Genomic DNA, 12,559 nt, shown 5'->3' with positions numbered 1-12,559 from the left:
GGCCAGCAACTCCCCCGCGGCGCCGTCCCACACCCCGACCACGACGGCGGCGGTGGTCTCCGCGGAGTGGTCCAGCACCGGCGACGCACACCCTGCAAGCGCGAATGCCGCGGTGATGAGCGCGACGAACAGCGACCGGTACCGAATCCCGTTGGCTTCCACGGCTGTCATTGTGGCGCACTGCCCGCAGACGCCGAACGCCCCGGCCGCAGAACCTTGGGTGCGGGTTCTGCTCCGGGGCACTCGGTGCGATCTCGTCAGTCGGTGACACCCTCGGCCCTCGCCGCGGCCGCGACGGCCTCGGCGACGGCAGGTGCGACGCGCGGATCGAGCGGGCTCGGAACGATCTTGTCCACAGCCAATTCATCGCCGACGACCGAGAGGATGGCCTCGGCGGCAGCGAGCTTCATGCCCTCGGTGATACGACGGGCGCCGGCATCGAGCGCGCCCTTGAACACACCGGGGAAGGCAAGCACATTGTTGATCTGGTTCGGGTAGTCACTGCGTCCGGTCGCGACGATCCCGACGTGCTTGGCAGCAACTTCCGGGTGGATCTCCGGGTCGGGGTTGGACAGCGCGAACACGATCGCGTCGTCTGCCATGGTCGCCACGATCTCCTCGGGCACCGTGCCTGCCGACACACCGACGAACACATCGGCGCCGTCGAGGGCCTCGATCATGCCACCGCGACGGTCTGCCGGGTTCGTACGGGCCGCGAGGTCCGTCTTGATACCGGTGAGATCCGCACGGTCGGCCGAGACGATGCCCTTCGAATCGAGAACGGTGACGTCCTCGACGCCTGCGGCGAGCAGGATGTTGGTGCACGCGACACCGGCAGCACCGGCACCGGAGATGACGACGCGCAGCTTGGTGATGTCGCGTCCCTGCACCTTGACGGCACCCTTGAGTGCGGCCAGCACCACGATGGCGGTGCCGTGCTGGTCGTCGTGCATGACGGGGCAATCGAGTGCCTCGATGACGCGCTTCTCGATCTCGAAGCAGCGCGGAGCCGAGATGTCCTCGAGATTGACTGCCCCGAAGCTCGGACGCAGCCGGATCAGGGTCTCGACGATCTCGTCGGGATCCTTCGTATCGAGTACCAGCGGGATCGAATTGAGGCCGGCGAACTTCTTGAACAGGGCGGACTTACCCTCCATGACGGGCAGCGATGCCCGCGGGCCGATGTCGCCGAGGCCGAGGACGGCGGTGCCGTCGGAGACGACCACGACGAGCCGGTTCGTCCAGGTGTAGCGCGCGGCCAACGTCTCGTCGGCGGCGATGGCACGGCTGACCTGCGCGACACCCGGGGTGTACGCGATGGACAGGTCGCGCTGGCTCTCCAGCGGGGAGGTGAGCTCGACCGACAGCTTGCCGTCGATGTGGGCGCCGAAGATTTCCTCGTCGGTCAGCTCGACCTTCTGGGGGGTAGGTGCATCAGACACAATTGACACGATGACACTCCTGCGGGTTCCGTGACCACACTGGGTCACGGTTACTGCGAAGTAACCGCTGTTCGATACGTCTCGTATGTTGCAGCAGCGCTTCAGAGGACAGATTCGGTGAAGCTTCCGGGCGCGATCACGATTACCGCTGTACAACGCTGTACGACTTCCGGAGCGTGATGGCGCCGAGGCGGGTGAGCCTTGGCGACGAGCCCCTCGATAGGGGTCTGCCATCTTCTGTCCGATACCGGGCTGTGGCGCCGGTCTCGGATTGAGATCAAGTTTGCCACCTTCACAGACCAACAATCAAATCGGTGTTGGTTGCGAAGGTTCTCACTTTTTTACGCTCTCACCTGTGAGTTTGCGAAATGCCGGACTCGTTCCTGGGCTTACGTCGGGGCTACTCGCGAGTAATGCCCGTTTTTCTGGAATCAGTTCCACCACTGAGTGAACAACAGAATCGATGCAGTGAAAAACACCACAAATGCGGCAAGGATCGATCTCGGGCCTCTCAGGCGGTCCGCGCTCACCTGAGCGACGACCGCCACGGCCGCGCCGAACATGTGGGCGGCGACCGCTTCGGTTCCCGGTCCCGGAAAACCCCGGCCTCCCGCCAGGTACTGCGCGACACACACCACGAGCGCGAGCACGATCACGGCGCCGGTCGCGGCCCCCGCCAACACCCGGCCGGCACGAACGATCAGCCCGGCGCGGACGGGACCGTACGCCCGAGGCCCGTACTCCCCCTCGTCGTAGAGAGTGTCGTCATAGGGAGCGCCGCCGTAGTAGTCGTAGTAATCGCGCTCGGCAGGAACATCGTCCCGATAGCCCCTCATCCGAGCACCACTTCCACTCCCTTCGCTGCGTCGAGCATTTGCTCGTATGCGTCGGGCGGCGTTGTGAACCGGCCGAGCCCGACCGTCTTGTTCGCACCGTGATAGTCCGACGAACCCGTCACGAACAGACCCAGGCTCGCGCCGAGGTCCTTCATCAGGCGGACGTCCTCCTCGCTGTGGTCGGGGTGATCGGCTTCGACGCCACCGAGACCGAGTTCCGCCAGCTCCTCGATGTGATCGAGCGCCAGCAACCGGCCCCGCGCGCGAGCCCGGGCATGCGCGACAACCGTGACGCCGCCCGCGGACGCCACCATCGCAACCGCCTCGGCAAGCGGAGTGTCGACCTTCCTCACGTAATAGCGTCCCCGCGCGGAGAGGAGTTCGGTGAAGGCATCCCCCACCGTCGGGACCACGCCGGCATCCACGAGCGCGCGCGCCAGGTGAGGTCTGCCCGCAGCCGGGCCGGCCTGGGCGATGACCGCGTCCGCATCGATGGGAAGCCCGTCCTCTGCCATACGCTGCGCCATCGCCCGTATCCGCGCCACCCGTTCCCCGCGCAGCCGCTCGAGCTCGGCGACGAACGACGGATCGGCAGGATCGAACAGATATGCCAGCAGATGAACCGAGACGGGATACCCGTCCTCGCCCCGCCCGGTGCACGACATCTCCATTCCCCGGACGAGCCGCAACCCGGACGGCAGTGCCGCCACCGCGTCGTCCCACCCCGCCGTGGTGTCGTGATCGGTCAGGGCCACCACGTCGAGTCCCGCCGCCGCAGCGTTCCGGACCAGGATCGCGGGACTGTCGGTACCGTCGGATGCCGAAGAATGAGTATGCAGATCGATGCGCACCACACCAGTGTGTCAGGTGCCGACTAGCATGACGGCGCAGCAGGGTTGCGCCGAAACAGAGCGAACCGTGAGGAAGGGAGCCCATGCCGAGCCTGCCCTCACACCGCCAGGGACGCCGCGTCCTCACACCCGCACCGACGAGACGGGTGCCCGCCGAACGCGCGGTGGTCGACTGCGCCGTGTACGTCGAGGGCCACCGCCTGCCGGGCCGATACACCCACTCCGCCGCGCTCGCCGAGGTGCGCCGCCGGGGCACCGGTTTCGTGTGGCTCGGACTGCACCAGCCCGACGAACACCAGATGGCCAGCGTCGCCCGCACGTTCGGGCTCCACGAGCTCGCCGTCGAAGACGCGGTGCACGCCCATCAGCGTCCCAAACTCGAACGGTACGACGACCTGCTGTTCCTGGTCCTGCGCACCGTCAGCTACATCGAGCACGAGTCCGTGACCACCACCAAGGACATCGTCGAGACCGGCGAGATCATGCTGTTCACCGGACCCGATTTCATCGTGAGCGTGCGACACGGCGACCACTCCGAACTGGCCGCGGTGCGGAGCCGCCTCGAAGCCGATCCCGAACAGCTCGAGCGCGGACCGGCCGCGGTGCTGCACGCGATCGCCGACCATGTCGTCGATACGTATCTGGCCGTGACCACCGCCATGCAACCCGACGTCGACGATCTCGAAGAACTCGTGTTCACGCCGAGTACGCGGATCGCGGTCGAGCAGATCTACCTGCTCAAACGAGAGATCGTGGAATTGCGTCGCGCGGTGGTTCCGCTCGCCGAGCCCCTACAGCAACTCATCCGCGCCCCCGGAAACCCCGTCCCGAAGGACGTCCGGCGGTACTTCCGCGACGTCGCCGATCATCACATCACGGTCTCCGACCGGATCGCCGCGTTCGACGAAACGCTGAGCACACTGCTCGATGCCGCGATCGCGAAGGTGACCGTGCAGCAGAACACCGATATGCGACGCATCTCCGCGTGGGTTGCGATCGCCGCCGTTCCGACCATGATCGCGGGCATCTACGGCATGAACTTCGACAACATGCCCGAACTGCACTGGGAGTACGGCTACCACCTCGTCGTCGGGTTCATCGCCGCGATCACCGTGCTGCTGTTCGTCACCTTCCGTCGCAACAAGTGGCTGTGACGGTCCGGGCCCTCGCCCACGCATCGCCACCGCTGCTCGTCGGGCGGACCGGCGGCCGGTCTGTCCTGATGGTGGCTCTGGTGCTGGTCGCAATGCAGGTCGCTGTTCGGGGTGTTCTCGCCGCGGGGGGCGAATTCTATTGGGACGATCTGATCCTGGTGGGCCGCGCCGGCACCTACCCGTTGCTGTCCGGCGACATCCTGGGTTACGACCACGACGGTCACCTCATGCCGGGCGCGTTCGTGGTGGCCGAGGCGATCACTGCGCTGGCACCCCTGCAATGGTGGCCTGCCGCGGTAACACTCGTCGTGGGGCAGGCCCTCGCGTCGCTTGCGGTCCTGCGCGTGCTGTGGTTGCTGCTCGGTCCCCGTCCGGCGGTGTGGGCACCGCTGCTGTTCTACCTGCTCTCGCCACTGACCCTTCCGGCGTATTCGTGGTGGGCTGCCGGACTCAACGCCCTGCCGCTGCAGGCCGCGCTCGCGTGGGTGGCCGGTGATGCCCTGCTTCTCGCCCGTACCGGCAGACGCCGCTACGTGCTGACCGGCACGGTCGTGACCGTGTGCGCTCTGCTCTTCTTCGAGAAATCGGTTCTGGTGCCGTTTGTCGCGTTCGCGACGCTCGCCCTCACCTACCGGGTCGACGGCATCGACCGGCCCGTGCGCGCCGCCTCCCGCCACGGCGCCGCACTGTGGTGCGCGTCCGGCGCAGTGCTGCTCCTGTGGGCGACGATCTATGTCGGTACCGTCGAATCCCGCTTCGGAGTCCCACCCTGGTCGATGGTCGCCGGTCTGACCCATCACGGGTTGTCCTATGGGCTCGTGCCCACTTTGCTGGGTGGGCCGTGGCACTGGGATCGGTGGAATCCGAGTCCCCCGTGGGCCGACCCGCCCGCATTGCTCGTCGTGGCGGGCTGGCTCGCCGTTGCGGGGGCACTCGTGTGGAGCCTGCGCCGGCGCACCCGCACGGGCCCGGTGTGGATCGCGGCAGCCGCGTACGTGTCGGCGTCGCTCGTGGCGATGATCGCTACCCGGTTCGGTCCGGAGACCACCTACGAACTCGCCCAGACGTTGCGGTACTTCGCGGACTCCGCGGTGGTGGTGGCGATCGCGATCGCACTGATCCTCCGCGCACCCGCCCGCGCCGAAGCGCCGGTCCCGCGGTGGCACCGACCGGTCGCGGTGGGTTGCGCCGCCGTCTTTGCGACAGGTTCGCTGTGGTCGACGTTCACCTTCGCGCGCAGTTGGTACGACAACCCCACCGGCGACTATCTGGCGACCGCAACGTCGTCGCTGACCGCTCACCCCGACGTGCCGGTGCTCGACCACCCGGTGTCGGTGTGGGTGTTGCTGCCGTTCACGCACCCGCACAACCTCGTCGGATCCGTGTTCTCGGCCCTACCCGGCGGCCCCGACATCGCCGACACCGCCACCGAACTGCGGGTGCTCGACGAGCAGGGCCGGCTGGTCCCGGCAGAGCTGTTGCCGCTACGCACCCTGCTGCCCGGCGACACCCCGGACTGTGGGCACCTGCTCGTCGCCGGTGCCACCGTGGCCGTGCCGCTCGAGCAACCCGCCGGCGACTGGGAATGGACGGTGCAACTGAATTACCGTGCCGGCGGTGACGGTGTGCTCGACATCGGCTTCCCCGGCAACCCCCGGGTCCGGGTACCGGTCGGCGCGGGCCTCGGTTCGGTCTACGTCCGGGTCTCCGGGGGCGGTGAGGCACTGCAGGTGGCCTCGTCGACGCCGGGGCCGAGCGTGTGCCTGGGCGGCGGGCCGATGGGCGTCGTCGTGCCCAGCTGAGCCCCTGATACGCGGCTACATGCGCGCGGCCGCGCGAGCCGGGTCGCGGACGTCGATGCCCGCCTCTGCCCACGCTTCCCGCAGCGCATCCGCTCCGCGCAGCCGCTTCCAGGCCGCTTCGTTGCCGGTGATGGGCACCGCGTCGAAGAAGCGCACCGGATCGGCCGGCTCGGGTAGCGCCAGGTCCGGAACATCACTCGGTTCGAGCAGCACCGCAGTGAACGGCGCTCCGTCCCACAGCGGCTCGGAGAGGTCCAGCAGCGCATCCTCGGTCAGGACGACACCTTCCACAGCGGGTAGCGCCGCGAGGACCGCCAGCGTGCGGTGCACCCCGGCCGTGATTCCGTCCGCCCGCCGCAGACTCAGGATCAGCTCGGCGCGCGGACCACGCGTCGGGTCGGCGATCGTCGCGGTGGGATCGCCCATCGGATGCCGCGAGCAACCGAGAGTCGCGAACCGGGTGAGGTCGTCGTCGTGGGCGCGGAATCGGAGCACCTCGATCGGTTCCAGACCGAGGAACGTCACGGACGCCGACTCCGGCGCGGCCCCGGGGCCGGACAGGTGCGCGGCGAGGTGGGCGCGAACATCGGACAGCACGGCATCGGTCACCCCAGCAATGTAACCCCGTACCGGGACGAAATGTCCGGCCGGTGCGCCACCGCCGGGGGTAGCGTCAGAGCATGGCGCGTGACACGGGGTTTCCCGTCGCCGACGCGGGCGACGACTTCGCCCGGCAACGCCGTCGCGCCGAATACGCCCGGCTCATCGCCTGGCTGCGGCGCGAACCCGACGACGTCAACGACATCCTGCCGTTCGAGGATGTGGTGCGTGCCCTCGGCCGGATCGGTGAACACCGCCTCGGTCTGCAGATCATCGAGGTGTCCTCGATCGTGGGCAGCGTGGATCGTACCGACGATTTCGACCGCCGGTTCCGGCCCACGTCGGCGCGGTTGCGGAACCGGTGGGAACGGCTGGCGGCCGCGCGGCGGCGTGGTGAGGCGATGCCGCCCATCTCGGTGTATCGCGTCGGCGATCTGCACTTCGTCCAGGACGGCCATCACCGCGTGTCCATCGCCTGCTCACAGGGCGATCGCACCATCGATGCATATGTCACCGAAATCGTCACGAAGGTGTCGGCGGAGGGCATCACCCGACACTCGGACCTGTTGCGCAAGGACCATTATCGGATTTTCCTGACGCGAGTGCCGCTGCACGGGCCGGCACGGGAGGCGGTGCGCGTATCCGATCCGTGGGATTACGCCGAGTTGTCCCAGATGGTCGAAGCGTGGGGCTTCCGGCTGATGCAGGATCTCGGCGAGTTTCTCACGCGGGAGGATGTGGCGAAGCGGTGGTTCGACGACGAGTTCGTCCCGGTCGTGCAGATGGTGCGCGCTGCCGGCATGCTCGCGTCCCGGACGGATGCCGAAGCGTATCTGTGGGTGGCACACGAACGGTACCGGCTCGTGCGCCGTCACGAGTGGAACGACGAGATCATCGACCGGTTGCGGCGACGCGCGCCACGATGAGTTCACAGCGTGAGGTTCACACCCGTCCCGAGGTCGAAGACCGACACCGATTTCGGATCGAACCACATCCGCAGGGTATGTCCCTGTGAGGCAGCCGATTCGACGGGCAGACGCGCGACGGTGGTGCCACCGGACAGGTTGGCCACCCCGACGTCCGCGGCGAGTTCGTCGAGATCCTGTGAGCTCACCGCGGTCTCGTCGACGGTGAAGTACGCGTACTTGTCCGAGCCCATGGATTCGAGCACGTCGATGTCGGCGGTGAACGTGACCCCGCTGTCGCGCTGGTCGGATGCGAGCAGGTCGGCGTCCTCGAAATGCTCGGGCCGGATTCCGATCACGACATCCCGGCCCGGGTTCTTGTCGCGGATCGCGGCCCACCGGTCGGACGCGATGGGGATGTCGCCGATCGCACTGTGCACGACTCCTCCCGACTCGGAGGCATCCAGTTGCCCCGCCACGAAGTTCATGGACGGCGACCCGATGAAGCCCGCGACGAACAGATTGGCCGGCCGGTCGTACAGCTCCTGCGGCGCCCCCACCTGCTGGACGAGCCCGCCGCGCATCACCACGACCCGGTCGCCCAGGGTCATCGCTTCGGTCTGGTCGTGGGTCACGTAGACGGTGGTCGTTCCCAGTCGCTTCTGCAGCCGGGAGATCTCGGTGCGCATCTGTACCCGAAGTTTCGCGTCGAGGTTGGACAGCGGCTCGTCCATCAAAAACGCCTTGGGGCTGCGCACGATCGCTCGGCCCATCGCGACGCGCTGACGTTGCCCGCCCGACAGATTCGCCGGCCTGCGATCCAAATGCTGGGTCAGGTCCAGAATCCTGGCGGCCTCGTCGACCTTCCGCGCGATCTCCTCCTTGGACATCTTCGCAAGAGTCAGTGGGAACGCGATGTTCTCACCCACGGTCATGTGGGGATAGAGGGCGTAGGACTGGAACACCATCGCGATGTCGCGGTCTTTCGGGGCCTTCTCGTTGACGCGCGCACCGCCGATGCGCAATTCGCCCGACGAGATGTCCTCGAGTCCGGCAATCATGTTGAGCGTGGTCGACTTTCCGCATCCGGACGGACCGACGAGGATGACGAATTCACCGTCGGCGATGGACAGGTCGACATCGCGGACGGCTTTCGCACCGTCGGGATATTCCTTGGTCACCTTGTCGAGCACGATGTCGGCCATCCGGACTCACCCCTTCACGGCGCCGGAGGTCAATCCGGCCACGATACGACGTTGGAAGATCAGGACGAACACGATGATCGGGATCGTGATGATCGCCAGGGGAAGCGAGAACGTGATGTACGGGATGATGAGCGCTGCCCACGTGTCGAACAGCCCGATGCTGCGCATGATCTCGAACAGCGGGCTCACCAGGGAGATCTGCGGGAACATTGCGATCAGCAACGCCACCCCGACGAGCACCTTCTTGCCCGGGAAGTCCAGGCGGGCCACCGCATACGCGGCCATCGTCCCGAAGATCACGGCGATCACCGTGGCGATCAGCCCGATACCGATCGAGTTGAACAGGGCACTGGTGAACGCGTCCGTACGGAAGATGCCGCGATAGTTGTCGAGCGTCCATTCCTGCGGAATGAAGTGGCCGTCCTTGATGGTGCCGGCGGGCTTGAACGACAGGCTCGCGATCCACAGCACGGGAACCAGCGCGTACAGCAGCACCAGCAGGTTGACCGCGGACCACGACAGGGTGCGTCGCCGGGTCTCCGCCATCGTCATCGCCTCCCTTCGTCCGAACCGGGCGCGGACGCACCGAACAGCTTGATGAACATGAACGCGATGATCGCGACACAAATGAAGATCAGGACGCTGATCGCCGACCCGATACCCAGGTTGAAGGCCTTGAACAGGTTGTTGTAGCCGAGGATCGACACCGATCCGGTGCCGTTGGATCCGCGGGTCAGCACGTAGATGTTGTCGAAGATGCGGAACGCGTCGAGGGTGCGGAAGAGCAGCGCGACCAGGATCGCCGGCTTCATCAGCGGCACGATGATCCGGATCAGCCGAGTCCAGGAACCGGCACCGTCTACCTGCGCGGCCTTGAGCAGGTCCTCGGGGACGAGGGCGAGTCCGGCCAGCAACAGCAACGCCATGAACGGCGTCGTCTTCCACACTTCGGCGAGCACGATGATCGCGAGTGACGGAAACTGCTGCGTCAGGGGGGCGCTGCCGTCCGGGAGCAGGTTGGCAAGATATCCGGTGCCCGGTGTCCAGGCGTAGTACCAGCTGTATGCGGCGGCGACCGTGACGATGCCGTACGGGATCAGCACGACGGTGCGCACGACACCCTTGCCGACGATGGTCCGGTGCATGATCAGCGCGATGATCAGGCCGAGGACGAATTCGACGGCGACCGAGACGATGGTCAGCCCGGCCGTGACGAAGAACGCCTGCCACCAGAATGCGTCCGTCAGCACGGCCACGTAGTTCGCCAGCCCCACGAACTCTCGGTCGTCGGGAAAACGCAGGTCGTATCGCTGCAGGCTCAACCAGACGGCGTAACCCACCGGATATGCGGTCACCGCAACCATGAGCAGCGCTGCCGGAGCTATCAGCCACAAACCGAGTCGACGCTCGGCCTTCTTTCCTTCGGACCGTAGCTTCTTCGACGGCGCCTGCGGCTCGGGCGAGGATACGGGCGTCTGCGGTTCGACTGCAGTCACGGGACCAGTCCTTCCGAGTTGACCGCCTTACGCACCTGTTCGGCGAGTTCGTCGACGGTACGCGGCGGATCGATCCGGTCGACGGGATTGAGGGTGGCCGTCACGAGTGTCGAAATACTCTGATACGCCGGAGAAACCGGCCGCACCGCAGCGTTCTCGAGACTGTCGCGCACCTCACGCCACGCCGGGTATGCCTCTCGGAACTGCGGATCGCCGTAGAGCGATTCCAGCGTGGGCGGCACTCCACCCCCGACAGCGTTGTTGCGCTGGTTCTCCTCGTTGCGCAGGCACTGCATGGCCTCGAAGGCCAGCTCCGGATGTTCGCTCGTCCGGGCGACCGCGATGTTGAATCCACCGATCGTCACCTGCGCCGGCTCTCCCGGAATCACCGACGGATACGGCGCGGGCAGAAAGTTCTGTTCGCCGTCGACCGTCAGCACGGTGTTGCCGGTGTCGGTCGCGGTGACGTTGCCGTTGTCGTCGATGAACGGCAGGTCGTCCGCGTTTTCCATGATGCCGGGCAGCACGAACGGCCAGTTCACCTGGAACGCGGACCGTCCGCTCTCCATGCCGAGCCGGACGGCGGCCTCGTCGGCCTGGTTCAGCGACGGGTCGGCGCCGGGTGCAGTCGCCACCCGTTTCATGATGGTGAGGGCGGTCTCGGCGGCGTCACCGTCGTCGAGGGTCACCGTGGTGCCGTCCTCGGCGACCACCGATCCCCCGGCACTCGCGAGCAGCGTGTTGAACCACACCATGAGACCTTCGTACTGACGCCCCTGTACCCCGATCCAGCTGGGACGGCCCTGTTCGGCGAGCCCGGAGGCGATGTCGATCATCTCGTCCCAGGTCTGCGGCGGATTACCGTCGGGCATCAGATCCTTGCGGTACCAGAGCAGTTGGGTGTTGGTGTTCAGCGGAGCCGCATACAAAGTGTCCTGCCACGTCGCGGATTCCAGCGGCCCCGCGAGGGTGCCCTCGGACACGGCGGCGGCATCGTCCTCGGGCAGTGGAAGCGCCCACCCGGCCTCCGCGAATTCGGCGGTCCACACGACGTCCAGCGTCATCAGATCGAGACTCTTGTCGTCGCCGGTGAGCCGCCTCGCCAGCTGCAGTCGCTGATCGTCGGCGTTCTTCGGCAGGGTGCGCTGTTCGACGACGTATCGGCCCGCCGCATCCTCGGTACAGTTCGCGGCGGCCTGCGCGTACTGCTCGGCGCCGTCTGCGGCGGTGTAGAAACTCAGAACGCGATCGTCGGTGTCGCTGCCGCAACCCACCAGGCCCGAGGTCGCGAGTACCGCGGCCGCGCCGACCGTCACCCAACTCCGCCACTTCCGTCGCATTACCGCCTCCGCCCGCCCCACGCGAGAGTGACCTCGATCACATATTTTGAACGGTAACGCACCTCCCGAGGCGGCGAAGCAAAACGGACTCCGGACGGGGGTTCGGCTTCCTAGAACGAAGTTCCGGCGAACGGTGCGTGCGGCCAGGCGAACAGTCCGTCCGCCACCTCGAGTGCGTCCGGCTCGTGCACACGCACACGCCCGGCGGCCGCGAGCTGATGCAAGCGCACGCCGCCGAGGATCACCGATCCGAGCGCTGCGATGCCGACGGTGAGGTGGGCGGACGCGGAGGTGGGCGTCGCGCCGTCCGGTCCGACCTCGAAGACGCCGGAGTTCTCCTCGAACAGCGGGTCCTCGACCGCGATACGCACACCACCGGTTCCGGCGTAACTGCGCTCGGCGAGCGCACGGGGCACGTCGAGAATCCTCAGCCACGTTTCGTCGGCCACGGAACGCACCCGCACGGCCCGATGGTCGGTGAGCATCCACGGCAGCGGGTCGTCGGCGGGAAGCGCCGCAAACACGATGCGGTCCACCAGGTCCAGGCCGAGCAGGAATCGGACCAGACCGGCGCGCACCCGGGGTGTGGGCGCGAAGAAGTCGTCGACGACGATCGTCCGGTTACTGCTCGTGAACCATTTGCCGGTATCGATGGGGTGGTAGCGCACGAACCCGTCCTCATGCCCGGGCTCACCGTGCACGACCACATACACCGGTTCGAGCGTGGGTGTCGCGCGCAACTGCCGGGCGGCCCACCAGAACGCGGAGCGCTCGATCGCGCCCGGCCGCTCGGGCAGGTGCTGGGAGTAGATGCGCGAGAGCACATTCCATGCCTCCGGATACGAGTGCAGGCGCACCGGTCCGGCCTCCAGGACCTCCGGGCGCAGCCGCGCTCGCCGCACGTCGAGATCCAGGGAGGTGGCTGTGG

12 protein-coding genes are annotated in these 12,559 nt (G+C 67.0%); 3 read left to right on the top strand and 9 right to left on the bottom strand.

Features of this window, described 5'->3' with window-relative positions; genetic code table 11:
* Positions 1 to 257: 257 nt before the first annotated feature.
* From Q8814_RS19740 to Q8814_RS19730, 3 genes are all read right to left on the bottom strand, one after another.
* A complete protein-coding gene (locus Q8814_RS19740) occupies positions 258 to 1,451 on the bottom strand; it encodes an NAD(P)-dependent malic enzyme (protein WP_330153693.1) in 1,194 nt (397 codons plus the stop codon).
* A 422-nt stretch (positions 1,452 to 1,873) separates the two neighbouring features.
* Positions 1,874 to 2,278, bottom strand: coding sequence for a hypothetical protein (locus Q8814_RS19735; RefSeq protein ID WP_330153692.1), 405 nt, complete (start codon positions 2,276 to 2,278; stop codon positions 1,874 to 1,876).
* Entirely contained in the window at positions 2,275 to 3,129 is an 855-nt protein-coding gene (locus Q8814_RS19730) for a PHP domain-containing protein (RefSeq protein WP_330153691.1), read from the bottom strand. Before Q8814_RS19730 ends, Q8814_RS19735 begins: the two co-directional genes overlap by 4 nt.
* Positions 3,130 to 3,212: 83 nt before the next feature.
* On the opposite strand from Q8814_RS19730, the gene Q8814_RS19725 reads away from it, so the two are divergent.
* Complete coding sequence (locus Q8814_RS19725) at positions 3,213 to 4,283, top strand: magnesium and cobalt transport protein CorA (protein WP_330153690.1); 1,071 nt, start codon at positions 3,213 to 3,215, stop codon at positions 4,281 to 4,283.
* A 68-nt stretch (positions 4,284 to 4,351) separates the two neighbouring features.
* Positions 4,352 to 6,085 carry a hypothetical protein gene (locus Q8814_RS19720; RefSeq protein WP_330153694.1) on the top strand — a complete coding sequence of 578 codons (1,734 nt, stop codon included), beginning with the start codon at positions 4,352 to 4,354 and terminating at the stop codon, positions 6,083 to 6,085.
* A 15-nt stretch (positions 6,086 to 6,100) separates the two neighbouring features.
* Here Q8814_RS19720 and Q8814_RS19715 read toward each other — a convergent pair whose 3' ends face one another.
* Positions 6,101 to 6,694, bottom strand: a complete 594-nt coding sequence (locus Q8814_RS19715) for a suppressor of fused domain protein (RefSeq protein WP_330153688.1) — start codon at positions 6,692 to 6,694, stop codon at positions 6,101 to 6,103.
* A 71-nt stretch (positions 6,695 to 6,765) separates the two neighbouring features.
* Here Q8814_RS19715 and Q8814_RS19710 point away from each other — a divergent pair, with 71 nt between their 5' ends.
* Positions 6,766 to 7,611 (top strand): chromosome partitioning protein ParB, encoded by an 846-nt coding sequence (locus tag Q8814_RS19710; protein ID WP_330153687.1) that lies wholly within the window; start codon positions 6,766 to 6,768, stop codon positions 7,609 to 7,611.
* 2 nt (positions 7,612 to 7,613) lie between these two features.
* Here the strand turns inward: Q8814_RS19710 and Q8814_RS19705 are convergent, their stop codons facing one another.
* The 5 genes from Q8814_RS19705 to Q8814_RS19685 all read right to left on the bottom strand — a co-directional run.
* The gene (locus Q8814_RS19705) at positions 7,614 to 8,795 is read right to left on the bottom strand and encodes an ABC transporter ATP-binding protein (protein ID WP_330153686.1); all 1,182 of its coding nucleotides are present in this window, start codon (positions 8,793 to 8,795) and stop codon (positions 7,614 to 7,616) included.
* Positions 8,796 to 8,801: 6 nt separating this feature from the next.
* A complete protein-coding gene (locus tag Q8814_RS19700; protein WP_330153685.1) occupies positions 8,802 to 9,347 on the bottom strand; it encodes a carbohydrate ABC transporter permease in 546 nt (181 codons plus the stop codon).
* Entirely contained in the window at positions 9,344 to 10,291 is a 948-nt protein-coding gene (locus tag Q8814_RS19695) for a carbohydrate ABC transporter permease (protein WP_330153684.1), read from the bottom strand. The genes Q8814_RS19700 and Q8814_RS19695 overlap by 4 nt, the downstream gene beginning before the upstream one ends.
* On the bottom strand, positions 10,288 to 11,631 hold the full coding sequence (locus Q8814_RS19690) for an ABC transporter substrate-binding protein (RefSeq protein WP_330153683.1): 1,344 nt from the start codon (positions 11,629 to 11,631) through the stop codon (positions 10,288 to 10,290). The genes Q8814_RS19695 and Q8814_RS19690 overlap by 4 nt, the downstream gene beginning before the upstream one ends.
* A gap of 110 nt (positions 11,632 to 11,741) precedes the next feature.
* The coding region (locus tag Q8814_RS19685; RefSeq protein WP_330153682.1) for a sterol carrier protein domain-containing protein at positions 11,742 to 12,559 on the bottom strand (818 nt) is incomplete at its 5' end.

Source organism: Rhodococcus chondri, from assembly GCF_036327435.1.
In the GTDB taxonomy this organism is placed as follows: domain Bacteria; phylum Actinomycetota; class Actinomycetes; order Mycobacteriales; family Mycobacteriaceae; genus Rhodococcus; species Rhodococcus chondri.
Note: the sequence above shows the minus strand (reverse complement) of the source record. Positions and strands in the feature narration are given on the sequence as shown.

Coding starts and splice junctions, on each gene's coding strand:
- Q8814_RS19735 (WP_330153692.1), bottom strand. CDS start 2,278: ATGAGGGGCTATCGGGACGATGTTCCTGCCGAGCGCGATTACTACGAC.
- Q8814_RS19725 (WP_330153690.1), top strand. CDS start 3,213: ATGCCGAGCCTGCCCTCACACCGCCAGGGACGCCGCGTCCTCACACCC.
- Q8814_RS19720 (WP_330153694.1), top strand. CDS start 4,352: ATGGTGGCTCTGGTGCTGGTCGCAATGCAGGTCGCTGTTCGGGGTGTT.
- Q8814_RS19710 (WP_330153687.1), top strand. CDS start 6,766: ATGGCGCGTGACACGGGGTTTCCCGTCGCCGACGCGGGCGACGACTTC.
- Q8814_RS19705 (WP_330153686.1), bottom strand. CDS start 8,795: ATGGCCGACATCGTGCTCGACAAGGTGACCAAGGAATATCCCGACGGT.
- Q8814_RS19700 (WP_330153685.1), bottom strand. CDS start 9,347: ATGACGATGGCGGAGACCCGGCGACGCACCCTGTCGTGGTCCGCGGTC.
- Q8814_RS19690 (WP_330153683.1), bottom strand. CDS start 11,631: ATGCGACGGAAGTGGCGGAGTTGGGTGACGGTCGGCGCGGCCGCGGTA.